The organism is Nostoc sp. ChiSLP03a (assembly GCF_034531215.2).
Classification (GTDB): domain Bacteria; phylum Cyanobacteriota; class Cyanobacteriia; order Cyanobacteriales; family Nostocaceae; genus Nostoc.
Window position 1 is genome coordinate 1 of the sequence record NZ_JAVRBQ020000020.1, and the last position, 23722, is coordinate 23722.

The 23722-nt window shown below is 41.9% G+C and carries 16 protein-coding genes and 2 pseudogenes; 9 read left to right on the top strand and 9 right to left on the bottom strand.

The window, feature by feature from the left end; genetic code table 11:
- Positions 1-121 (top strand): annotated as a pseudogene (locus RMY32_RS02545) (IS630 family transposase); the annotation flags it as partial.
- Between the two features lie 129 nt (positions 122-250).
- On the opposite strand, the pseudogene RMY32_RS02550 reads toward RMY32_RS02545, so the two are convergent.
- The 4 genes and pseudogenes from RMY32_RS02550 to RMY32_RS02565 form a co-directional block, all read right to left on the bottom strand.
- Positions 251-494: pseudogene (locus RMY32_RS02550) on the bottom strand (asparagine synthetase B); the annotation flags it as partial.
- A 375-nt stretch (positions 495-869) separates the two neighbouring features.
- Positions 870-2516: an AarF/ABC1/UbiB kinase family protein gene (locus RMY32_RS02555; RefSeq protein ID WP_322713957.1), complete on the bottom strand. Its 1647-nt coding sequence runs from the start codon at positions 2514-2516 to the stop codon at positions 870-872.
- Positions 2517-2547: 31 nt separating this feature from the next.
- Positions 2548-2844, bottom strand: a complete 297-nt coding sequence (gene yidD, locus RMY32_RS02560; RefSeq protein WP_322713958.1) for a membrane protein insertion efficiency factor YidD — start codon at positions 2842-2844, stop codon at positions 2548-2550.
- Between the two features lie 78 nt (positions 2845-2922).
- Positions 2923-3987: a mannose-1-phosphate guanylyltransferase gene (locus RMY32_RS02565; RefSeq protein WP_322713959.1), complete on the bottom strand. Its 1065-nt coding sequence runs from the start codon at positions 3985-3987 to the stop codon at positions 2923-2925.
- A 115-nt stretch (positions 3988-4102) separates the two neighbouring features.
- Here RMY32_RS02565 and RMY32_RS02570 point away from each other — a divergent pair, with 115 nt between their 5' ends.
- From RMY32_RS02570 to RMY32_RS02580, 3 genes are all read left to right on the top strand, one after another.
- The gene (locus RMY32_RS02570; RefSeq protein ID WP_322703927.1) at positions 4103-5620 is read left to right on the top strand and encodes an LCP family protein; all 1518 of its coding nucleotides are present in this window, start codon (positions 4103-4105) and stop codon (positions 5618-5620) included.
- 125 nt (positions 5621-5745) lie between these two features.
- Positions 5746-6252 (top strand): pentapeptide repeat-containing protein, encoded by a 507-nt coding sequence (locus RMY32_RS02575; RefSeq protein ID WP_322703928.1) that lies wholly within the window; start codon positions 5746-5748, stop codon positions 6250-6252.
- 543 nt (positions 6253-6795) lie between these two features.
- Positions 6796-7239 (top strand): hypothetical protein, encoded by a 444-nt coding sequence (locus tag RMY32_RS02580; protein ID WP_322713960.1) that lies wholly within the window; start codon positions 6796-6798, stop codon positions 7237-7239.
- Positions 7240-7452: 213 nt separating this feature from the next.
- Here RMY32_RS02580 and RMY32_RS02585 read toward each other — a convergent pair whose 3' ends face one another.
- Positions 7453-10470 carry a GAF domain-containing protein gene (locus RMY32_RS02585; protein WP_322713961.1) on the bottom strand — a complete coding sequence of 1006 codons (3018 nt, stop codon included), beginning with the start codon at positions 10468-10470 and terminating at the stop codon, positions 7453-7455.
- A 763-nt stretch (positions 10471-11233) separates the two neighbouring features.
- Here RMY32_RS02585 and murJ point away from each other — a divergent pair.
- The 3 genes from murJ (at position 11234) to RMY32_RS02600 (ending at position 14116) form a co-directional block, all read left to right on the top strand.
- On the top strand, positions 11234-12838 hold the full coding sequence (gene murJ / locus RMY32_RS02590; protein WP_322713962.1) for a murein biosynthesis integral membrane protein MurJ: 1605 nt from the start codon (positions 11234-11236) through the stop codon (positions 12836-12838).
- A gap of 256 nt (positions 12839-13094) precedes the next feature.
- Positions 13095-13625: a hypothetical protein gene (locus RMY32_RS02595; protein WP_322713963.1), complete on the top strand. Its 531-nt coding sequence runs from the start codon at positions 13095-13097 to the stop codon at positions 13623-13625.
- A gap of 209 nt (positions 13626-13834) precedes the next feature.
- Positions 13835-14116 (top strand): hypothetical protein, encoded by a 282-nt coding sequence (locus RMY32_RS02600; RefSeq protein ID WP_322713965.1) that lies wholly within the window; start codon positions 13835-13837, stop codon positions 14114-14116.
- A gap of 8 nt (positions 14117-14124) precedes the next feature.
- Here the strand turns inward: RMY32_RS02600 and RMY32_RS02605 are convergent, their stop codons facing one another.
- The 4 genes from RMY32_RS02605 to RMY32_RS02620 form a co-directional block, all read right to left on the bottom strand.
- On the bottom strand, positions 14125-16983 hold the full coding sequence (locus RMY32_RS02605) for a DUF3769 domain-containing protein (protein ID WP_322713966.1): 2859 nt from the start codon (positions 16981-16983) through the stop codon (positions 14125-14127).
- 196 nt (positions 16984-17179) lie between these two features.
- Complete coding sequence (locus RMY32_RS02610) at positions 17180-17296, bottom strand: photosystem II reaction center protein I (RefSeq protein ID WP_041566417.1); 117 nt, start codon at positions 17294-17296, stop codon at positions 17180-17182.
- 467 nt (positions 17297-17763) lie between these two features.
- Complete coding sequence (locus RMY32_RS02615) at positions 17764-18465, bottom strand: acyltransferase (RefSeq protein WP_322713967.1); 702 nt, start codon at positions 18463-18465, stop codon at positions 17764-17766.
- An 861-nt stretch (positions 18466-19326) separates the two neighbouring features.
- The gene (locus tag RMY32_RS02620) at positions 19327-19464 is read right to left on the bottom strand and encodes a hypothetical protein (protein ID WP_174707946.1); all 138 of its coding nucleotides are present in this window, start codon (positions 19462-19464) and stop codon (positions 19327-19329) included.
- Positions 19465-20078: 614 nt separating this feature from the next.
- Between RMY32_RS02620 and RMY32_RS02625 the strand changes: the two genes are divergently transcribed.
- Complete coding sequence (locus tag RMY32_RS02625; RefSeq protein WP_322713968.1) at positions 20079-20402, top strand: hypothetical protein; 324 nt, start codon at positions 20079-20081, stop codon at positions 20400-20402.
- 622 nt (positions 20403-21024) lie between these two features.
- Complete coding sequence (gene glgP / locus RMY32_RS02630) at positions 21025-23589, top strand: alpha-glucan family phosphorylase (RefSeq protein ID WP_322713969.1); 2565 nt, start codon at positions 21025-21027, stop codon at positions 23587-23589.
- Positions 23590-23722: the final 133 nt, after the last annotated feature.

A 23722-nucleotide genomic window follows, 5' to 3' on the forward strand; every position in this document is an offset into this window, starting at 1 on the left:
CCCCGAGCTTAACAAAATTGAGCGATGTTGGTCATGGTTAAAAAGCCGAATTCGTAAGCAAATAATTCAATTTGGCTGTCTGAGAGATGCGATGGAAGCTGTGCTTCACACAGCGGCTTAACCGCATTGGCGGTTGCTATATCTAACAAGATTTAATTTAAATTTATCAATCAGTTATAGAAACTACCAGACTAAGCAAGAGTGAATCAGACTGTCAAAAATTCAGAGAATAAGTAATATTTTTGACAAGCTAAACGCCTGCGCTAAATAGCGCTTTGACTTCTGACGACAAATAAAGCGTGTTACCGACCGTTGTATAGAAAAGTTGCTTAATACAGAAGCGATCACGGGCAGTAAAAAACCTGCCTCGTTTCATCCCACAAGATAAATGCGAATTCACCCCGCAAATATTGCAAACATTCGATGCTAAACTCTTCATCAAGATGAAGTACAATTTCGCTGTCAGAATGGGTACTAAGTCGATGACTCAAGTTTTTTAACTGATGCTTTCTAACTTACAACCAGCTGGTATCAGAGGTAATTGGCGATCGCTCGCTTCCTCAAATCGATTTTTTCCCTATTGCTGGTAGCCAACCCAGTCCAGAAGCTTTGCCTGTTGGTTGTCTGTTTGACGATCGCTGTTTTTTCGCTAAAAATCTAAACGGTATGAGTCAGACAATTTTGGATTTTAGATTTTGGATTTTGGATTGACTTCATAGATAAATCTAGGGGCTTGGGAATTTTAGATTTTAGATTTTAGATTAACTCCATACATGAATCTAGGGGCTTGTACCATCAAGGAATGTCGGTCATTAAATTTTTAATTTTAGATTTTTCCTTCAATTCAAAGTCTAAAATTCAAAATGATTTTACCGTAAACGTCCCGATCGCAATGTACTAATAATTAACCACAAACCCAATAAACTAGCGACTGCAAACAGAATGCTGCTTAAAAAAGATAGCTGAGTTGTTTGCGCTCTGGTGGAAATAATTGCCGCACCCATAATCAGCGAACCCACTAAAATACTAAAAGATAGTCGGTTAGCGGCATCGTCCATAGTGCGCCGTACACCATCTAAACCCCGCAGTGATAGATTCCACTGTAAGGTCTCTGAGGTAACTCGGTCTAATAATAGTTCGATTTGGCGAGGAGATTGGAGAGACAGACTTTTAATATCTAAGGCTGTCCGTAATAGCGATCGCACTGGATTATCACCCAGTAATTGCCGACGAAACAAGTCTGTAATTAATGGTTTGACTTCATCAAAAAAATTAAGCTCTGGGTTGAATGTCCGCGCCACACCCTCTAAATTTGCTAGGGTTTTGGCATACAAACCCATATTACTAGGCAACCTAATTTTATTGTTGCGGGCAACTTGTAAAACTTCGTAAATTATCTGACTGAAGTTTATTTGTGTGAGGCTGACATTATGATACTTACGTAACATGCGATCGTAATCATTTTCTAACCGCGACAAAATCACTGGTTGAGCAGAATCTGATAGCTGTAAAGTTAACTGAGCGCACCTTTGAGCATCTAAATCAACGATCGCTAACAACATCTCTGTTAATATCTGCTGTGTCCGGGGATCGAGTCTTCCCACCATGCCACAATCTAAGAGGGCAACACGACCATCTTTGAGATAAAACAAGTTTCCTGGATGGGGATCGGCGTGAAAAAAACCATCAATATATAGTTGCTGGAAAAATACCCGAAATAATAAAGTAGTTATTTCTTTACGCTTTTCGGCAGGATCTTTAACATTGGGGTCACTATCCAAATCCGCCGCCAAGAATGGTACTCCATCGAGCCATTCCATTACCAGTAACTTTGGTGTGGTCAATTCCCAGTTAATTTCCGCAACCACTATTTGTGTGGGATCGTACCAGCGACTTTTAGATAAGTTGCGCCGCAGTTGGTCTGTAAAACCCGCTTCCCGTGTAAAATCTAACTCGGCTTCTAAGGCTTTGGTAAATTCTTCGGCAATGGATTTGATTTCGTAGGTTTGCCCAAAATCAGTCCGCGCCACTAAATCGGCAATACCTTGAATTAAAGCAATATCTTGGGCAATAGTCAGATCGATTCCTGGACGTTGCACTTTTAGAGCGACTTCTCGACCGTCTGCTAGTGTAGCTCGATGTGTCTGGGCAATCGATCCGGCTGCTACGGGAATCGGATTAACTGTGCTGAAGGTTTCTGCTAACGGACGTTTTAATTCTTTGCGGAGGATTATTTCTATCTCTGACCAAGGAACTGGTGGTACTTCATCTTGTAGAGTTGACAATTCCTCAATATAGGAAGCGCTCAGTAAGTCAGGGCGGGTAGACATTAACTGACCAAGTTTGACGTAAACTGGGCCCAAGTCTACCAGAATATTTTTTAAAACCGCAGGTGTCGGCAACTGGGGTTCATCAGCTTTGCCACCAGTAAGTAACCTTCGCATATAGTCCCAGCCATTGCGAAGGAAGACTTCCAGAATTTCTCGTTGACGGGGAACAGTTTGGGTGAGGAACATTTTTGTAAAAAACTGCAAAAAGGCAGAGGAGTTAAAGAGGTAGACAGCAGGGGATGACAATACAACGGAAATCGGTTCTAGTTTTGGTGCTTGTTAAAGTTTTGCTAGCTGCGGCACAATCTTGAAATCTTTTTATGGATGATTGTACGGCTTGGTGGAGCTTCTGTTCGTTCAGCATCCGTTTGACGTAATTTGAGCAGGAATCCCCGCCGTGTAATAAGCGATGGGAACAAGAAAATCCTTTGGACGGAGAAATGTATTTTTGATAGGCAGTAATAAAATCGATTGCCATTGTCTTGGCCAGAGGCTCAAAGCTAATAATGTCCATAACTGTCAGATAAAATAATAGACTGTCAAGTTATAATGGGAAAACAGACTTTTTCGCCTCTGCCAAGGGTTCTAACTTTTATAGCAGGTCGGTAAATCGGGAATCGCTTTGGATAATTTTAAGGATCTGCTTGATTTCCTGGGTACGTTCTTTTTTGACAACGAGGGTGACATTGCGATCGCGCACAATCACCACATCCTCTAAACCAATAGTAACAACTACATCTTCTGGATTTGAGGCGTAAATAATCGCCCCTTGCGTATCTATACCTACGTGAGTAGCAAGTTCCACATTGGGAGTCTCTTCCGTTTTCAGTAAGCGTTCGATCGCATTCCAATCTCCTAAATCATCCCAACCAAAATCAACTGGCAAAACGTATGCTAGAGTTGTCTTTTCCATTAACGCATAGTCTATACTCTTCTTAGGCAACTGGGGATAGATATCAGGGCCATGTTGTTCTAAAGGTTCGATAATTTCTGGAGCATGGGTATGTAGTTCCTTGAGAACAACCCCTGCCCGAAAAACGAACATTCCACTATTCCAGCTAAAACGTCCCGTAGATAAAAAAGTCTCTGCCGTTTCTCGGTCGGGCTTTTCAGTAAAACGGTTCACGTGATAAGCTGGCAACTCATTAAAGCTACCTATTTTTTCACCTTGTTCAATGTAGCCGTAACCAGTTGATGGAAAAGTAGGCTTGATCCCCAGTGTAACGATCGCTGCTGTGCTTGTTGCCAGTTGCGTAGCTGCATTTAATGTGTGTGCAAACGCCTCTTGGTCAGCAATCCAGTGGTCAGCAGGGAAAAAGCCAATCACAGCGTCTTCACCATAGCGCTGTTTGATTTCTAAACTTGTCCAAGCAACGGCGGCGGCGGTGTCTCTGCCTTCCGACTCAATCAGCAAGTTTTCAACTGGTAGATTGGGTAGTTGTTGTCTTATGCCTTCAGCTATCTGACTAGAAGTGATTACCCACAGGGAATCCCAACTTCCTCCGAGTGCTAACAAGCGATCGGCGGTTGCTTGTAATAGACTTCTAGAGCTACCATCAAGACTTAAAAATTGCTTGGGTCGGTCTTTGCGGCTTAGGGGCCAAAAACGTTCACCTTTACCACCAGCTAGGATTACGGGGAACAATAAAGTATTCATGTTGTCATACACGCCTACCGAAGAACATTACAAGTTTACAGTGAGCTTTTCCACTGGCAATATTTGTAGCTTGGATTAACATACTTTTAGGGAGTGGTTGAGTGGGGAGATAATTGTGATAAAACAAGTCGAATGGTCGGAAAATCCGGTTACGTCTGAGCAAGTAGTAGAGTTTGAAAGTGACGTGCGATCGTCGCAAATTCAACGGACAGAAAATCAAGTAACACCAGCACCAGTAGCCGACTCAGAGGAGGAGGTCGAACTAAAGCAGCCAGCGAATCCGAACCGTAGCGTCATCGAATCTGTGGGCGCGTTTCCGAATCAGCTTTCTGAGAGACTGGGCTTAACCATGCCTCGATGGCTGTTATGGTTCATGACGGTTGTCATTGGCATCATCTTATCTGGGCTGCTGGTGTCAACGTTAGCGCTGTGGACTCCTTTATGGAGCAATCTAGATCGAACAGATGACGATTTAGGAACTGCTGCTAAAGACGAAGTAAAAATCCCATTACCAGGGGAGTTATGGGGTAAACTCTCCCAGTACAAGCTTTCACGTCCGATGAATATTTTAATCATGGGGATTGAACCAGTCAGCGGTACCGTTGATGGCTCACCAGAAAGCTTTGCCGGGAAAAGCGACTCCATGCTGCTGGTACGACTTAATCCTAGTGAAAAATCTGTAAGAGTGCTTTCCATTCCCAGAGATACAATGATTGCCATCCCCGAAAAGGGAGAAAAGGGATTAACTAAGGTATCTGATGCCAATGCCAAAGGCGGCCCAGTCTTAGCAGCACGGGTAGTTAGCCGTACCTTAAATAATGCCCCAATCGATCGTTACATCCGTATTTCTACCAGTGGCTTACGGCAGTTAGTCGATCAGTTAGGCGGAGTAGAAGTCTTTGTTCCCCAATCAATGGAATATAAAGACTCCAGCAGTCGGCTATCGATTAATTTAGTCAGTGGTTGGCAAACCCTTAATGGCGAACAAGCAGAACAGTTTGCCCGATTCCGCGAACCAGGTTTGGGAGATTTACCGAGAGTGCAGCGTCAGCAAGCACTAACAGCTGCCCTGCTGCAACGCTTAAATAGTCCCACCATCTTACCCAGGTTGCCTCAATTAACTCGCTTAATGCGAAAATATTTTGATACCAACCTGAAGATGGAAGAAATGATGGCGTTGGTCAATTTCGGACTTAACCTAGATCGAGATAATTTCCAAATGACTGTGTTGCCTGGTACCTTTAGCCGTTTTAGCAAAGACCCCGATAGCTATTGGCTGAATATGACTGGACAACAGAGCCTGTTGAATGATTATGTTGGGGTAAATGTACCTGGTCTAAAGCCAGATATGCGTCAGGTTCCTAACCTCAAAATTGCTATTCAAAATGCTTCTAATCAACCTCAGCTAACTGAAAAAGTTATTGCTTATCTTAAACAGAAAGGCTTTAATAATATTTACAAAGTGCCTGATTGGCCAGATACCCAACGTCAAACTCAGATTATTGTCCAAAAAGGCAACCGACGAGTTGGGGCTGATTTGCAAAAAGTCTTAGGCTTGGGTCAAATCGAAGTGTCTGCTATTGGTGATTTAGAATCCGACCTGACAATCCGCATTGGGAAAGATTGGAAATAGGCAAGAGTCATTAATCATTAGTCATTGGTTAAATCACAAAGCGTAAAATCTGAGCGGAGGAAACCTTCGCTCAGATTTTGTAAGATAGGACTAATGACAACGGACTACTGATAAATAATAAAGTTATGAAAAAGATTTTACTGCGCTTTTTGGGTTTGATTGTAATTTTGCTACTAGCATTTGGGTGGATAATACTTAATCCCAAACCGGCTTTTGCTCAGATAAACACAATTAATTACAACAATATAAATTTAGAAAATCGTGACTTTTCTCATGCTGATTTGGCAGGTGTAACTTTTGTCGCAGCAGAAATGCGGGGGACAAATTTTCAAGGAGCGAATTTAACCAACGCAATTCTGACTAAAGGAGTTTTATTAAAGGCAAATTTGGAAGATGCGAACTTGAGCGGCGCTTTAGTCGATCGCGCCACTATGGATGGTGCTAACCTGAAAAATGCCATCTTTACTGAAGCTACTTTGACCCGTAGCCGCTTTTATGATGCTGATGTGACTGGTGCTGATTTTACCGATGCTTTAATTGACCGTTATCAAGTGTCGCTGCTGTGTGAAAGAGCCGATGGGGTAAATCCGGTTACGGGTATGTCAACGCGAGATAGTTTGGGTTGTAAGTGAAGAATCCCAGCGTTGAGCATAAAATAGAGACATTTTTGCGAAAAAATGGAAAATACAAATTCTTTATTAAACTATGTATTATTCGCTATCGATTTGATTTTAATTTGGGATTTGATTAGAGATAAAAATATACAAATTTATGAGCAAACACAAAATAAGCTTAGGTTTATTGTTCAGCCGAAGTTACTTAGATTTATTGGGTTCTTTCTTGGACAAATAGGTATAATTTATTTATATGCTATTTTTATATTTATACCTGTTACACAACTTGATTGTAACCATGTTTTACAAAATATAGATACTTAAAATATTGAGCAAAAGTCATCAAAAATTATATGTCAACTGATAGAATTTTATTTTTTTGGTCATCAAAAAAGCCAAAAACAAATTTCTGGATTAATTGGAAGTCGTTTAGAAAAACAAACTAAAACTGATCGAGATGGAAAAATAATATATCAATATCAAGTTCAGTTATTAACTAAAACAGAAAGCCTTCCGTTTAGACGAACTACTTACAGTGATTATTTTTCCGAAGAAGCAGAGTTGATAGTATTAAAAGTTAAAAATTTCTTAGCACAACCGTTAGAAAAAACTTTAGTAGTTAAGCAAGATGATACTTTAGTCGGCTACGCTGCAATTGGGATAACCATATTTTGCCTATTATTAGGTTTATTAATTATAGCGTCAGGTTCATTTATAGACTTTAATTTTGATAAAGAGTCAAATAGTTTAGGTATCAGCCGCTATAAATGGTTTGGGATATTGGGAAAAGTAATTTTGGTGTATTCCTTAAATGAAGTTGTTGATATTAAAGTTAAAAGTTTTAATTATGGTGAAGATAGCACAGATACTCGAGTTATCTTAATCTTAAAATCTGGTGAAAGGGTATCTTTAATTGGTTCCTATAATTCTGGGTTCTTTAATTCTGGGTTTCAAGAGCAACAAGAAATAGTTAAGACAATCAAAAGTTTTCTCGCTGCAAATTAGTACCTATTTATACCAATTCTGCCACTTTCTCAACATCAACTCTGCGATCGCATCCCAAAAAATGATCCTAAACTCTAAAGAAAATAAATTATTATATTGATTCAGGTGGTGCTGCATTAGTCTGTTATGATGCTTTCGGGGAACGGAGGAAACCTCTACTTATCCTGGTTCCCCTATTTAAAATTGACTGAGATTGTCAAAAATCAGTAGCTTCTAATTATCAATGGGAATTTCAATTAAAAACTCTGTTCCTTCTCCTGGTTTAGAGGAACATTTCATCTGACCATGATGTTTCTCAGCTACTATTTGATGGCTAATAGACAATCCTAACCCCGTACCTTTACCTGGTGCTTTAGTAGTGAAGAAGGGATCGAATATATGCGATCGCACCTCTTCTGGAATCCCCAGACCATTATCAGCTATTCTGATTACAACCTGGTTATTAATGACTTGCGTATTAATCCAGATAGTCAAGGGTATTCTCGGACACGTCTGTAATAATTTCAAATACCTTTGCTGTATAGTGTTAAATTTTTCCTCTAATGCATCAACACTGTTACTCAAAAGATTCATAAACACTTGATTTAATTGCGCGGGATAGCATTCGAGCAAAGGTAAACTATCATATTGTTTAACAATCTCAATTGCTGGGCGATCGTTATTATTTTTGAGGCGATGCCCTAAAATTAACAAAGTACTATCCAACCCTTCATGAATATCTACTGGCTTTAATTCAGCCTCATCTGTACGAGAGAAGTTTCGCAGTGATAGCACAATATCACAAATCCGCTCTGTTCCTACTTTCATAGACTCAAGGGTTTTCGGTAAATCTTCGATGATAAAGTCCAAATCACTCTTGTTGATTTGCTCTTGGATAGTTGGCAATATTGAAGAGTGTTGACGGTAAAGATTCACTACCTTGAGCAGTTCTTGAGTATATTCATTTAAATGAATAAGATTGCCAAAAATAAAACTGATAGGATTGTTGATTTCATGGGCAACTCCAGCAAGTAGTTGTCCTAATCCTGCCATTTTTTCACCCTGAATTAACCTGGTCTGAGTTTGTTTTAATTCTTGCAGAGTCTGAGTAAGTTCTAAGGTTTGACGTTTAGTTTGTTCGAGTAATTCTGCTTGCTGAATCGCAATTCCTAATTGCACTCCAACTTGAGCCAGTAAATTAATTTCCTCTTCTTTCCAATAACGTGGTTGCGAATTTTGATAAGCAACTAATAATCCCCATAATTTTTCACCTTCCCGAATCGGCACAAAGGTTTCGTTACGCGGAAGTTCGTTATCGTCGTCTGTATCCTCAAAAGTTTCTATAATCGTTGGTTGGGTTTGTGCAACTGGTTTCCAACCATCTTTAAAAGAATCTGCGACAAATTTACCGCTCCAATCCGGGTTGAAACGGTAGATTGCAATTCGCTCAACTTCGAGTAACTCTCGCACAGCGTGAGTAGTAGTTCTAAAAATAGTTTTAATATCGAGTGACTGGCGGATTTTATCAATAGTTGCAGCCAGTAGTTCTTGACGTTCCATTGCTTTTTCGCGTTCAGTGGCTTCTGCTAACTGGACAACCTGCATTTGAACTTGCTTTAAATAAGAATCCTGTTTTAATGCAACTCCTAATTGCTCGGCGATTTGACTAGCAAATTCAATCTCAGAAGGTTGCCAGTAGCGAGGAGCAGTGCATTGGTGAATACACAGCAATCCCCAAAGTTCACCTTTTTTCAATAGAGGTGCGACCATATTTGCCCGTACTTGAAATTTTTCTAGGATTTGGACGTAGCAACCGGGGAACTTTCCTTGATAAATATCAGCGATCGCATTTACTCGACCTTGGGCGTAAAGGGGTGCAAAGTTTTCTCCGAAACAATAGTCATAAACTTTTTCTGCCATTACCGAGTTACACTCAGGCACAAAATCTTCAGAAATAAATTCTCCTTCCCAATCTTTTTGCGGGTCAAAACGAAAGACTGCCACTCGGTCTGCTTGCAGCATTTGCCGGGCCTCGGTGACAGTAGTTTGGAAAATTGTATTTAAATCTAGGGACTCCCTAATCCGAGTAATCACGCTAGTTAATGTTTTTTGTTGCTCTGCTTGGTACTGAGCGTATGCCAGCAACTTATGGTGTCGCACTGCTACACCAATTTGTGTGCTGATTTTGGTCAGTGATTCGATTTCATAAGATTGCCACTCTCTGGGTGAGGCATTTTGATAGGCAGCGATGATTCCCCAAAGTTGATCTCCTTGGAGAATCGGGGCAGTAGCAAAGGCTTTTGCCTGGAATTGTTCCAAGAGAGTTACATGACAGTTTGTTAAGCCAGCTTGGTAAATATCATTAACTATAAAAGTCTGATTGTGAACGTAACGCCCACCTTGCGTCTGTTGTAAATAACTATCAGCGATCGCAGGTAGAAGACCAACTAAAGGAGTCCAACCTTCAGCAAATGATTCAGCAACAAAGTTACCACTCCAATCGGGATTGAAGCTAAAGATGGCAACTCGGTCAGCTTGCAACAGCTTGCGTATTTCTTGAGTTGTGGTTTTAAAGATAGTTTCAATATCAAGGGGCGAGCGAATTTCATCGACAATTTTAGCTATTACTTGGTCGCGCTGAACTGCTTGAGCCAATTTTGCAGCTTGCAATTTGACTTCATGAAGATGCTTTGCTTGTTGAATCGCAACAATAAGATGGTCAGCAATTTGACGAATAAACTCAATTTCCGATTCTTTCCATTCACGAGTCTCACTGCACTGATGAATGCAAAGCAATCCCCACAGTTCCTTTTTCCGCGATAGAGGGACAACGAGGTTGGCCTGCACCTGAAATTTGCTCAAAATTTCCAGATGACAATCACTCAGTCCCGCATTGTAAATATCTGCTACTGCTTGCACTCTACCTTGTTGATAACTAGAAGCAAATTGTTCTCCAAAGCAGTGGTCATAAACTTTTATTGCCATTGCTGAGTTCCAGCCAGTTGCAACATCTTCAGAAACAAATTCTCCCTGCCAGTTTTGTTCGCGGTCGAACTGGAAGACTGCTACTCGGTCGGCATTTAGTAACTGACGCACTTGTTTAACAGTCGTTTGAAAAATTGTTTCTAAGTCAAGAGATTCCCGAATTCGGACAATGACACTCGCCAGAGCTTTTTGTTGCTCTAGTTGCTCTTGAAGTTGAGCGCTTGATAAAAGAAGTTGATTTTCTGTGAAATTTGAATTGGGTTCCATTGCTCTGGATTATTTTGTTTTTTATACAAGGGTTCCTCACACCAAACTTCATGGGGTTAACAAGTGTCAAAAATATGACAAACTGCAAAGTTTTACAGTCTTCAACTGGCCGTGTCCAGGATTCACCAATTTCAGATGGATAGCAACTTGTTGGGGCAGGGACGAATGGGCGCTTTGGGACTGAGTACTGGGTACTAGGGAATAAAATATGAGTAAGATTTGTTTGGGATTCAAATCTCGCCCGATATCCAGTCTCTAGTCTCCAATCCCCCAATCCCTAGTTCAACTATTTCCCAGAAGATGGTTATTGTTATAGTTCCCCTTTCTCGATCTATCCTTGTAATGGATTAAAAAATAATTTTGGCTTGTACACAATAGAGGAGATAACTAAGTACGCAATTGTGTAAATTCGTCGTCAATTGAGGGTTTAATTTGAAACACAGAGGAGCGCAAAGTTTCTTTGAGTATATTCACTACAAACTTAAGCAGGGCTGTCACTAAGTTAGTGTTGTCGGGGCAAATCAGAAAATCGGTCTGACCCCTTTGAAATCGCGATCTAACTAACTTGTAATTCGCTGTATTATAGCAATTCAGGAATTTAATTTTGAGCGTAGGCGAGCATTTACCGTAGACATCGCTTTGCCTTTGCCGTTGGCGTAGGCATTTAAAATTACTAATTTGTCAAAATTTACCTGACAGACTGCGGAATTTCAGGTTAAATGTTTTAAAGTATGCACTCTGCTAGAGTTGTCGGGTATTATTCGTGACACAACAAGATCAAAAACCCTCTCGTTCTTTCGCTGGAATTGCTGGCATTGTTGCCGTAGCCACATTAATTAGTAAAGTCTTCGGTTTAGTGCGGCAGCAAGCGATCGCTGCCGCATTTGGTGTTGGTGCTGCTGCTACTGCCTATAGTTATGCCTATATTATTCCTGGCTTTCTATTGATTTTACTCGGTGGCGTAAATGGGCCATTACACAGTGCGCTCGTCAGCGTTTTAGCCAAGCGTCGACGAGAAGAAGCGGCTCCTTTAGTGGAAACCGTGACAACACTGGTAGCTGGATTGCTGTTGCTGGTGACAGTGGCTCAAGTTCTATTTGCAGATGCGATCGTTGATTTAGTCGGTCATGGTTTGGAAGAAACAACCAGAGCGATCGCTATTCAACAACTCCGCATTATGGCACCAATGGCTTTATTTGCCGGTTTAATTGGCATTGGCTTTGGTACTCTCAATACAGCCAATCAATATTGGTTACTCTCCATTAGCCCTTTATTATCCAGTATTACCGTTGTTGGCGGTCTTGCGATCTTGGCGATGCAACTGGGCAAAAACATTATTAAACCGGAATACGCTTTAATCGGGGGAATGGTCTTAGCTTGGGGAACCTTGGCAGGAGCAATTCTCCAGTGGGTAGTGCAGCTAATCGTCCAGTGGCGATTAGGATTAGGCACATTACGCCTGCGGTTTGATTTTAAATCCCCAGGCGTTCAAGAAGTTATCAAAATCATGACTCCGGCAACAGTTTCCTCTGGAATGATGCCAATCAATGTTGCCACTGACCTTTATTTTGCTAGTCCTATCCCTGGTGCGGCGGCAGGATTTAACTATGCCAATCTATTAGTCCAAACTCCCTTGGGGATTATTTCTAATATCATTTTACTGCCTTTATTACCGATATTTGCCAAACTATCTAGCCCCGAAAATTGGCAGGACTTAAAGTTACGGATTCGCCAAGGACTCCTACTCACTGCTTTTACCATGTTACCGCTAGGGGCATTGATGGTGTCGCTATCAGTACCCATTGTACAGGTGGTATATGAACGCGGTGCTTTCAAGCCAGAAGCCACACAGCTAGTTTCATCTTTGCTAGTCGCTTACGGAATTGGGATGTTTGTCTATTTGGGGCGTGATGTTTTGGTGCGGGTATTTTATGCTTTAGGCGATGGACAGACACCTTTTCGCATCAGTATTTTTAACATCTTGCTCAACATTATATTAGATTGGTTTTTCGTGAAACCTTTTGGCGCTCCCGGTTTGGTATTAGCAACGGTGGGTGTAAATTGTAGCTCAATGTTAATGCTGTTATGGTTGCTCGATCGCAAACTCAATGGTTTACCTTGGCGCGAGTGGAGTTTGCCGATTCTGGGTTTGGCTGGCGGTAGCGTAGTTGCTGGGGTCGCAAGCTATGGGACTTTGGTTGGTTCCCAGCACTTGCTAGGTAAAACGGGTTTACTGATTTTGGTGTTGCAATTGTGTATATCTGGTTTCGTGGGAATTGCGGTGTTTGCGGCGATCGCTTCCTGGCTGAAAATACCAGAGGTAAATATTTTTATCTCTCGTCTACGTCAGCGCTTTTTGAAGAAATAACTGTTATAGCACAAGCCAACGTGGTTAGGACATTAACAGATGATAAAACTTAGACACAACAAGACTTTTCACCCAATCCCCAGTCACCAGTCCCCAGTCCCTTGCTATATCTAAATATTTCAGTTGTTACACCCAGGTGGGTGAGAAATAATTCAGCCACTTGGGTGAACCAGGTGCGTGAGGTTACATTTTGTAAAAAAAGAGATTCTAGTACTAGAGAAGATTGATTTTACCTAACTCTAGTGAGAATAACTTTATGAAACTGACAAAATTAGCTGCCTCTTTCTTTGCTGTTGCTTCCATTGTCCTCTCAGCCGGCATTGCATCTGCTCAAACGGCAGTTACTAACGGTACTAACGGTACTAACGGTAACTACATCGGTGCTGGTGTCGCTGTTGGTGCAACCAGTGGCGGACAAGGAAACGATGAAGCACAAATTGGTGGTAATATTCAAGGACGATACGCCGTACCCAATGCCCCTGTTTCACTGCGAGGTTCTGTGTTGTATGGTGGTGATGCTGCTGCAATTATGCCCATAGTGACTTATGATGCGCCCATCGCCAAAAATACTAACGTTTACTTCGGTGGTGGTTATTCCTTTGTAACTGACGAAGGTCAAAAAACTCCATTGGGCAATCGGAATTCACCTGTAATTACCCTTGGTGTTGAATCAGAAGTTAGCAAAAATGTCATTGCCTACGGCGATACTAAATGGGGTATTGACGCCTACAGAAATAGTGATGCTGATGCTGTCAGCTTCCAAGCCGGATTAGGCTATCGCTTCTAGTAATTACTAGCTAGAAAACGGCCTATTCACAAGCTAAAGCAATGCTGTTTACCAGCCGTAATCGTAATTCATTCTTTCATACCTGAGTATTCTATTCAGGTATGAATAATTTTTATTGATGATTTTAATAAAAAATGATATTGGCTAGTATTGATAGTTTCTTTTAAAGTTAAATGAGTAATTGAGAATACACGTATAAGATATTACTCATGAAAAAGATTAATCCCATTCCAGAAATAGTTGGTGAAACAACTGACGTAGAATCTTGGCTGATGCGAGCGGGGCTAAAATTTTCCGACTTAGGTAACGATGTTGCAAGTATTGCAATCCGTAGGCAATGGCGAGAATACCAAGCCGCAGTTCATAGATGCTGTGTTACCCTACATCAACCACCATCAGACGTTCAACTAAGCGGCGACTATGCCAGCTTGAGAATACCTAGCGCGGCATTAACTAATTGTGAGATCGATCGCCTGTCAAATCTTCCCTAGTCCTTAGACTAATTATCCTGTTGCACGCCGTTCACTACTGGCTTAACTTCCGAAAATGGATCGGTGCCGCCACCCCAGTTAAAGTCACTAATTCGGAAGCTGATGCCGCCTAACTCCAACACCGGATTGTAACGTAAGGTGATGCCATAGGTGCGACGGCTATATTCCAAAATGTAGTCGGTGCTAGTTTCCTTACCAGTATCCAAGTTAACAGATGTTTGAAAGCCTAAGCGAAAAGGGCCGTAGATTTGCTGTGATATTCCAGCGGTCAATACTTTGTTATCAACGGAGCGGTCAAACAAAAAGGGTGATAATCCGCTATTTAAGCCTTGAGAGTAACTGACATTAAAGGCGGTATAGTCGAAAAAAGGTCGGGAAAAATGGCCAATTTGCCCTTGTAAGCCAATTGTACTAGTTAGAGTACTTTGGTTATCACCATTGGTGTAATAGCTGGTAGTGCCTGTGAGGCTAGCGATCGCTAGCAAGTAAGGAACTACAGGAGTAGCGGTGTATCGTAATCCCTCACTGGCAGTGGGTGGTAATGGTTTTCCCTGCCACAGCAACAGCCCTCTACTGAGAGTCGCACTGGCTTGTAAACGACCAAGTGAAATGCGATTGTTTTCCCGCACTGGTTCTAGCAAGTCTAGGCGATCGGTGTTGGCATCGATATACTGGGCACTTGCCTGGTAGTTGAGGTTGATGCCACTTTTTCCTAAAGGAATCACCGGAGAGGTAATAATGCCGCCAAAACTGCTCTGGACAGTTTGAAAACCCAAAGTACCGTTGTAGAGACGATTGCGGTAGTTATATTGCACATTCAATGTGTGGGGAAGAGAAGTGCCTAATATCTGACGCAATCCTAAATTCACCCGCAAATTATCTTCCACGTCATTCAAGTTAAAACTAGTTAATTCCCCATTTCCCTGAATTATCGTCCGTGGACTCAAAACAGAATTTATCTTGGTCTTCACAGCAAACAGTGAGCCTAAGTCACCTACACCTTCTTGCACACCTCTCTGTAATAATAACTGGGGCGTTATCGTCCAGCGTGTTTGCTCTGTATCGATTAGTGGAAAGCCACGCTCAATATACAAACCACCCCGATCTTCTCCATCGTAGCCGGGGGAGACTATTGCAGGTGAAGCGTCCCGCTCTCGGCGGTCAATAGTACGCTCATTCAACGGAATTGGTAAGGAGACTTTTTGATCTAATACCAAACGCTGTCGCTGTGTCCTGATGCGGTCTACCAAAGGTGATTCTCGCGTCAAAGTTACTTTATCTGCGCGTAATTCTAATTCTGGGGGTGAAAAAGGATCGTTGGTGATGCGGACATTGCTTGCTTGCCAGCCTTGCGGATAAAAATCAATTTGTTCAGCTTCAAACCTGAGCCGATTGACTACACCCCCTGTTTTCGATCGCGGGATGTTGCTAGCATCTGACTGACCACCAAATGTCACATTAATTCCTCCAGGGCTACTCACACCGGAAAGGGGCTGATTGGCTCGAATGCGATCGCTAGGCGGAAGTCTTGAAACTCCACCAGCACTTATAGCTGTGGGTGAAAAAGCAAAATCTGTTTGGGCTGAGGGTACGTAAATTTCTCCTCTACCATTTTCCAGTTCTCCACGATCTTGAACGAAGTTATAGGTAAAGCGTTGTCCGCGTAGTATCTGATCCCCCCGTGTTAAGGTGACGTTGCCTTCACCCGCAGCGATCAAGTTGTCCAAATTAACTTGCAAGCGATCGGCATCCACCACTGCCCCATCAAATCGCACAACTACATTACCTACAGCTGTAATAATTCGCTGTTTCTCGTCATACTCTTGCCGATCTGAAGTTACTTCTACAGTTCTTGGCCCGGCTGGCGGTGTGGTAGCTGGTGCAGTTGTACCAGATGGTTGAGCTTGTGGCTGAGTGGTATTTACTTGTGGTGTAGGCGTTGGTACTTGAGCTTGTGACTGGAATGGGGACTTAAATTCTACAGTTATCGGCGCTGAGAGTTTGTTTGTCGGGTTACGAGACTTAAATGTTATAAGATTTTGTACTGATTGAGAACTCGGTGCAAGATCGGCAGCAGATAAAGAGATATTGTCTTTTTTTAGAGACTGTTGTGCAGTCAGATCGCGTTGCTGTTTTTGTTGAGTTAACTTCTCAGCTAAAATTTCTGCTTTGGATTTGTCTAACTTGTTACTGTTGGTGACAGCTGGGGCGATTTGAGGAGGGCGTGGAGATTGGGCGACAAGTGGACTTGGAGAAACTCTATAAGTAAAGCTAGAAGAGTCCAAAAAGGTTGGTTTTGCTCCACCATTAGAGTTTAGATTTAGCGATCGCTGACTGAGTTTTTGAGAAGGCTCATCTTTTGCATTTTGGTCTGAAGCCTCCGCTTCGACTTTTCTTTGCATCTCCCGTTTGCGCAGTGCCGACATCAGAAGTTCCGAGTGGCGGGGTTCGACGCTCGGACTTGTCTTTGTGTCTTTTTTAACTTGGCGATTAGAGGTTGTAACCTCTTGCGTGGGATAACCAACAACCAGCGGCTGCCCCAAAAGCCCAGCAGTTGCAGAACCGGGGAGTGGGGAACTTTCTGGTGGAAAGGTTTCTGGTGAATGAGGTACAGAAGAAGTTTCAGCAACTACCAAGCAATCTTGAGTTGAGTCGATCGGAGTTGACAATAAAAGATCGCTCTTAGTGTTACCCGAAATTGCCGACTGAGCCAAATTCTTGGGCTGCTTGGATTTGTCTGTCTTTTTGTGTATTCCAGTATCTACACCTGAAAGAAACTTTTTATGACTAGCAGATGAGGCGGGATTTACAGGTTGTAAAGATTCAACGATAGGAGGCGGATTAGGTGGCAGAACTGGATGAAGCATAAGCGAGCAAAATCGGGCTAACAAACAGCCAAATGACAAAAGGAAGGATAAACATACATTTTGCCTTCCGACTGTCGCCTTCTGCTACCTACAGCAAGCTACTTGGAGAAAGAAACTTACTAAATTTTCGCTTAGTAAGTTTCCGTGGCGTTTAGTATTTTCCGCCTTCCAAAGTCGCGGATGATTTATCGCCCTTTTACTCTAAGTCCCGACGGCCGGGGTTACGAGCTGGATCGTTCGATAAAAATCCGAAGATGAAGATAGTTACGAAGAAGGCAACAACTATATAAACAGCGATTTTTAAAGTCAGCATAGAAATATCTCCAACGGGTAAAACAAAGAAAGCTGTTCTTTCAGTATCTGCAATGCAGAAAAGATAGCTACTTTATATTACCCAAATCTCGTCCCTTTTTTAGAGGACTCTGGGGACTCAAGACTAGGAATGTCTACCCTACGGTTATTGATAATGTACAAGATGTCAGTTGTCTGACTTGTAGATGCCCTTAAGTGAGATAACTCAGAGGCGTTTACCCTTGTGACGTTGATTGATGGCAAAGGTTTCCCAAAAAAGGCAACAGCTTACAGGGGATAGTTACTATTCCCCATACCCTTCAGGAGTGCTGAGTAATGAGTAATGAGTAATGAGTGCTGAGTTAAGAGTTAGGAGTTTTGTTTATCTCCTTGTCCCCTCATCTCCCCTGCTCCCCTGCCCCTTGCTCCCTGCTCCCTGCTCTCTCATCTCCCTGCTCCCCTGCCCCCCTGCCTCTTATACCCCATGCCCTATTTTTCAACTTGAAGCTTTGCTATATCTTTGCCAATTCGGTTTTTGATTACTCGTGCAGGTATACCGACAGCAACGGAAAAAGCAGGAATATCTTTATTAACAACTGCTCCCGCACCAATAACACTGCCTTTGCCGATAGTAACGCCATCTAATACCGTTACTCCATGTCCCAGCCAACAATCATCCTCAATCACAATTCCCTTGCGAGTAACACCTTGGTATTTAATCAGCTTTATCGGATCGGCAAAATTATGATTATTGGCATATATCCCTGAATGAGCAGCAATCATGCAGTGTTTACCAATTTTAATGTCTCCTGGCCCTTCAATACACACGTTAGGAGCAATGAAGGTGTCTTCATCAATATGTATATACGTATCTTCTAAAGACCCGATATCAACGTTACGTTCAATCGCAACTCTATTTCCTAGATGAATTCTATTATTTTTATGTCCTCTCGCATTCATCCGCACACCCTTGAAAATATAAACTCCTGTGCCGATCTCAATACAAGAAGTACCGTTAAATTCTACACCATTTTGAATATATACTGGGCTGTCTATCTGGGCAAAAATACTACGATATCCTAAATTACGCAACTTTGGGCCGAGAAGAAGTGTTGGAATATCTCCTAACACTGTAGTTACTAAAAGTTCTTGCACGCGCTGCAATTTGGAAAAATATTGCTCGTTCTGCATGGCTACATATCTCGTTAATCAATTATTGTTGACAGTGTTTAAAGTTGTTTTGGCTGTATTCTAATCTTCTGCTAATACCAATAGACTCTGTGTGTATTAATACATGAGCTAAGGTAGCAATATCACCAAATTTTCCCAAGATTTTTAGATGGTTTTACAACATTTGAAAAACCAGATTGTGGCTTTGACTATGCGAGCAACTCTTGAGGTTATGTGTGTATAATTACTCAAGTAATATTTACAATTGCATTAATTTGCTAGCAGATTTTGTACTATATGCAGGTAAATTTTGGTTGATATTTGACAAAATCAATTAACAAAACAATTTCAGTGCATTGCTGTGTCAAAACTTAGACTCTAAATTGTTTGATGGAAAATTTGCTGGTTTTAGATAGACTACTGTTTTGGTTCTCTGGCAAATTTGAAAAGCTTGCTACCGCTAACAGCACTCCTAAGAGGATGTCTGAGAAGTATTCAATATTTCGCTTGATCCCCCCTAACCCACGCCAGTCGCTCATGGGGGAAACCCCCAAGACCGCGCTGGCTCCCCTTAAAAAGGGGGAACTGGAATCAAAGTCCCCCAATTTATCGGGGGATTTAGGGGGATCTACAAGTCTCGAATACAACACCAAAAAGTTTTCAGACATCCTCTAAAGCAAATAGGGATAGTGTTGTTTGTCTTAAGGCTATTTACTCTCAAGCGGTTTTAGTCTTTTGAAACAATTCAGTTTCACAAGCTATTTTGCAACAAAAAATACATTTAACTAGACTATATTCAAAGTTTAAATAAAATTTCTGCCTAGCATGACAATGTAATTATTGTTGGATTTTTCTGGGTATTTTTGCCCAAACAAAATCCAATTAGGGTGGATTATCTCCCACATCAGCCATCACATTGAAGTTAACCATCGGTGCAAACAAGTAAGCGCTTCCCCGACTGCTATGACGGCTTTCTTGCAACGAATTTCTAGAGTATGCTGCTCCAATCATGTTGCACACGGATGATTTACAGACTAGCCAATTCACGTTTTTAATGACATGAATGGTTTTTAAGAACAATTGTTTTTAACGATAACACATTTTATTTTTAGTGGAACACTCTCATGAAATTAAGTTTATTTCCAGGTTTTTAGTTGATGAGAATGAAGGAAAGAAGTTAATTTTTTTACTAGAGCGATGCCTGCGGCAGGTAAAGCTTACGCTACTTGCGAATATTTTTATACATTTAGATAAAATTCATTGAGGAGGGAGATTTAAAAAATTCTGTCAGCGGTTATTGGCATTTTTGCCTATATTTATCTCGTTACCGATAAAAGTAATTTTATAATTGAGAGTTTAACTTAGATTGATATCTACTATACTTGTGACACCCTCTTTTTTAAAAAGCCAAACTAGCTCAAAATATTTATTTTGTCCACATACTTACTATCTAAAATATTGTAAATCACCCATTCGGGTGAGCCAAAAGGGTGATGTGTGCTTGGTAGTACTCGTTATAAATTTTATTTAAAGAAAGCTAAAACTTAGCTTAGTTCCGAGGATAAATCTACAAAAAAAACATCTAATTTCCCAAATTGAGGTATCAGTTTTAACTCACACACTTGGTTCAAATTATGGCTTTAATTAAAGAAATTGCACAAGAAGCTTTAACTATCGGCTTTTTGAGTGTTGTAGCCGAAGATCAACTGCGATCGCAACTTCAACGTAATTATGACTCAGAAGACCTAGATGCCTGGATCATTTTACAGCGAGCTATTGCAGCAGGTGATGTAAAACTTGAGTCGCGCCGAAAAAAAGCTTCCCCATCTCCTAAAGCCAAGGACACTTCATCAAGTATCAAACTTGCTTATCAAATGGCAGCAGAACTCGCTTATGCAGCAGCTGTAGCTTTGACAATGACAAAAAATACTAAAGATCAGCCTTCATTAGGTGCATAAAATAACACCTTTATAAGTTATTTTGCTGCTTTAGTGGAAATATTTAATACCAAGTAGTTAAAATAGGTGTAGCCCGCCCCAGGCATCGCTTTTCTTGATTAACTGCTTGGTAAGGGTTTCATCCAATTATTTATAGGGTTTCCCTTCTGTCTTCTAGCTTGAGAGTGCTGAGTAAAAATCCCAATCTTGAGAAGATTTTCCTGCAAGGCTTTTGAAACTTCTTTCATCGGGATTGCCTTGTTTGACAGCGCGGTTTTATGAAAAAATAATTAAAAAATTTAACTTCACTGGACACAGCTATGGGGAATTTTTACCTTCAGCCCAGACTCTCGATCGATCCCCGGAAGCAATACTAAAATAAATATAAATTATTTATTCAAAAGTAAATTTTTTTAAGTGATACATACCAGTAAATGATTAAATCTTAATATACCAAGTATATGGCTCAGAGTAAGGCAGAGAATTAGAAACACCTTGGTGTAAACTTTAGCAACGAGGTTAAAAATAATTCTCAATGCTTAACAAAGTCATCGCTTTTTCACAAACTACAGTATAAAGAATTGGCAACATTGGTAAAGAGAGTAAACAATAACCATAGCTAAACTTGGAGTTTTGCCAACCTATGCAGCCAATTCGCACATTTAACGTATCCCCTTCACTACCGCCGCGACTCGAACCACTGCGGCGGCTAGCATATAACTTGCACTGGGATTGGAACGTTGATACTAAAGATTTATTCCGTCGCTTAGACTCTGACCTGTGGGAGTCTAGCCATCACAACCCAGTGTTAATGCTGGGTACTATCTCTCAATCGCGGCTTCTGGAAGTTGTCGAAGATGAAGGCTTTTTAGCGCAAATGGATCGAGCTGACCGTCAGTTAGACGATTATTTGCAAGAGCGCACTTGGTATCAGAAACAACGGGAGCAGAAACCCAAAGAATCCTACGCCTATTTTTCGGCGGAATTTGGACTTGTAGATTGTTTGCCCGTCTATTCTGGAGGCTTGGGCGTTCTGGCAGGGGATCACCTCAAATCTGCCAGTGACTTGGGGCTACCGCTTGTAGGTGTAGGTTTGTTGTATCAGCAAGGCTACTTTGCCCAGTATCTTAATGCTGATGGCTGGCAGCAAGAACGCTATCTGCTCAACGATTTCTATAATATGCCCTTGCATCTAGAACGCAATGCCGATGGTTCTGAACTGCGGATTGCGGTAGATTATCCAGGACGCAAGGTGTATGCCAGAGTTTGGCGCGTACAGGTGGGAACGGTTCCGTTGTATTTGATGGACACCAACATTGAACCCAACAACACTTACGACCACGACATCACAGATCAGCTGTATGGTGGCGACATCGATATGCGTATCCACCAGGAAATTATGCTGGGGATCGGTGGTGTGCAAATGCTCAAAGCTTTGGGGCTGAAAGTCACCGCTTACCACATGAATGAAGGTCACGCCGCCTTCTCTGCCCTAGAACGCATCCGCTTGCTGATTCAGGAAGAGGGACTGAATTATGCCCAAGCTAAACAGGTGGTGGCTTCTAGTAATATCTTTACTACCCACACGCCAGTACCAGCAGGGATTGACTTGTTTGCTCCCGAAAAAATGTTGTACTACCTGGGGTATTATGCAGAGATATTTGGGTTGCCCAAAGAGCAATTCTTAGGACTGGGGCGCGAGAATACAGGCGATTTATCCGGGCCTTTCAGTATGGCGGTGCTGGCGCTGAAAATGGCAACATTTTCTAATGGTGTCGCCCAACTCCACGGTGTGGTGTCGCGGCAAATGTTCCAAGCCTTGTGGCAGAAAGTGCCAGTAGAGGAAGTGCCGATCGCTGCAATTACCAACGGTGTCCATGCTCGGAGTTGTGTGGCGAAATCGACTCAAGAATTGTACGATCGCTACCTCGGCCCAAATTGGTCATCAGCACCACCAGATAGCCCATTGTGGGAGCGGATGGACGCTATTCCCGATGAAGAATTGTGGCGCAATCACGAGCGCTGCCGCTTAGATATGATTTTGTATGTGCGGGATCATTTGGTCAAGCATTTACGCGATCGCGGCGCTTCCGCCTCCGAAATTTCCCAAGCCCAAGAAGTTTTAGATCCTTACGCGTTGACTATTGGCTTTGCCCGTCGTTTTGCCACCTACAAACGCGCTACCCTGTGGATGCGCGATTTGGATCGCGTTAAGCGGCTTTTACTAGCTAACAAAGACCGGAAAGTGCAATTTGTGATTGCTGGGAAGGCACATCCTAAAGATATTCCCGGTAAAGAACTGATCCGCGAGATCAATCACTTTATCCGCGAACAGCATTTAGAAAAACAGGTAGTGTTTGTTCCCAATTACGACATTCATATCTCGCGGTTAATGGTTGCGGGTTGCGATATCTGGTTAAATACACCGCGTCGTCCACGGGAAGCTTCTGGTACTAGTGGCATGAAAGCCGCTATGAATGGATTACCAAATTTAAGTGTGCTAGATGGCTGGTGGGATGAAGCTGATTACGTGCGCACAGGCTGGGCGATTGGACATGGAGAGAATTACGACGATCCTAACTACCAAGATGAAGTAGAAGCAAATGCTCTCTACGAATTGTTAGAGAAGGAAGTTGTACCGTTATTTTATGAACATCGGGATACAGATGGTTTGCCTCGTCCGTGGGTTGCCAAAATGAAGGATGCAATTCGCCTGAATTGTCCCTTCTTTAATACAGCGCGGATGGTAGGAGAATATGCTGGGAGAGCTTATTTCCCGGCTAGCGATCGCTATCATACCCTGACTGTTGATAACTATGCTCCAGCCAAAGAACTAGCCGCTTGGAAAGAAAAACTCAGCGAACACTGGTTCAACATCAGAATCAAAGATGTTGACGTATCGGCAGCTTCAGACATTGAAGTTAACCAAACCGTTGCTGTCAAAGCCAAGGTTGACTTAGCAACTTTGAGCAATAATGATGTGCAGGTGGAGCTATATCAAGGTGCGATCGATGCCAATGGTGAGATTGTCAACGCTGTGCCAGTAGTGATGGATTACCAAGGCGAAGATGGACAGCAATTGAGTATTTACACTGGTAATATCATCTATACCGCTTCTGGTTTACAAGGTTTGTCTTTGCGTGTATTGCCGAAAAATAAAAATCTGGCTAATGCTTATGAACCAAGGTTGATTGCTTGGGCAGAATAAGAGTGCTGAGTAGTTATTGAATATTCAAGATTAGGCGTTGCTAAACTTAAATTAGCGATGCCTTTTATTATGCGATGCAGTCACGCCTAAAAAATAATTATTGCTATAATTTCTCGGAATTTTAAGGGAAATA

Excerpts from the sequence above, each read along its gene's own strand:
- RMY32_RS02555 (WP_322713957.1), bottom strand. The coding sequence starts at position 2,516 with ATGTTCCTCACCCAAACTGTTCCCCGTCAACGAGAAATTCTGGAAGTC.
- yidD (WP_322713958.1), bottom strand. The coding sequence starts at position 2,844 with ATGGACATTATTAGCTTTGAGCCTCTGGCCAAGACAATGGCAATCGAT.
- RMY32_RS02565 (WP_322713959.1), bottom strand. The coding sequence starts at position 3,987 with ATGAATACTTTATTGTTCCCCGTAATCCTAGCTGGTGGTAAAGGTGAA.
- RMY32_RS02575 (WP_322703928.1), top strand. The coding sequence starts at position 5,746 with ATGAAAAAGATTTTACTGCGCTTTTTGGGTTTGATTGTAATTTTGCTA.
- RMY32_RS02585 (WP_322713961.1), bottom strand. The coding sequence starts at position 10,470 with ATGGAACCCAATTCAAATTTCACAGAAAATCAACTTCTTTTATCAAGC.
- RMY32_RS02595 (WP_322713963.1), top strand. The coding sequence starts at position 13,095 with ATGAAACTGACAAAATTAGCTGCCTCTTTCTTTGCTGTTGCTTCCATT.
- RMY32_RS02600 (WP_322713965.1), top strand. The coding sequence starts at position 13,835 with ATGAAAAAGATTAATCCCATTCCAGAAATAGTTGGTGAAACAACTGAC.
- RMY32_RS02605 (WP_322713966.1), bottom strand. The coding sequence starts at position 16,983 with ATGCTTCATCCAGTTCTGCCACCTAATCCGCCTCCTATCGTTGAATCT.
- RMY32_RS02610 (WP_041566417.1), bottom strand. The coding sequence starts at position 17,296 with ATGCTGACTTTAAAAATCGCTGTTTATATAGTTGTTGCCTTCTTCGTA.
- RMY32_RS02615 (WP_322713967.1), bottom strand. The coding sequence starts at position 18,465 with ATGCAGAACGAGCAATATTTTTCCAAATTGCAGCGCGTGCAAGAACTT.
- RMY32_RS02625 (WP_322713968.1), top strand. The coding sequence starts at position 20,079 with ATGGCTTTAATTAAAGAAATTGCACAAGAAGCTTTAACTATCGGCTTT.
- glgP (WP_322713969.1), top strand. The coding sequence starts at position 21,025 with ATGCAGCCAATTCGCACATTTAACGTATCCCCTTCACTACCGCCGCGA.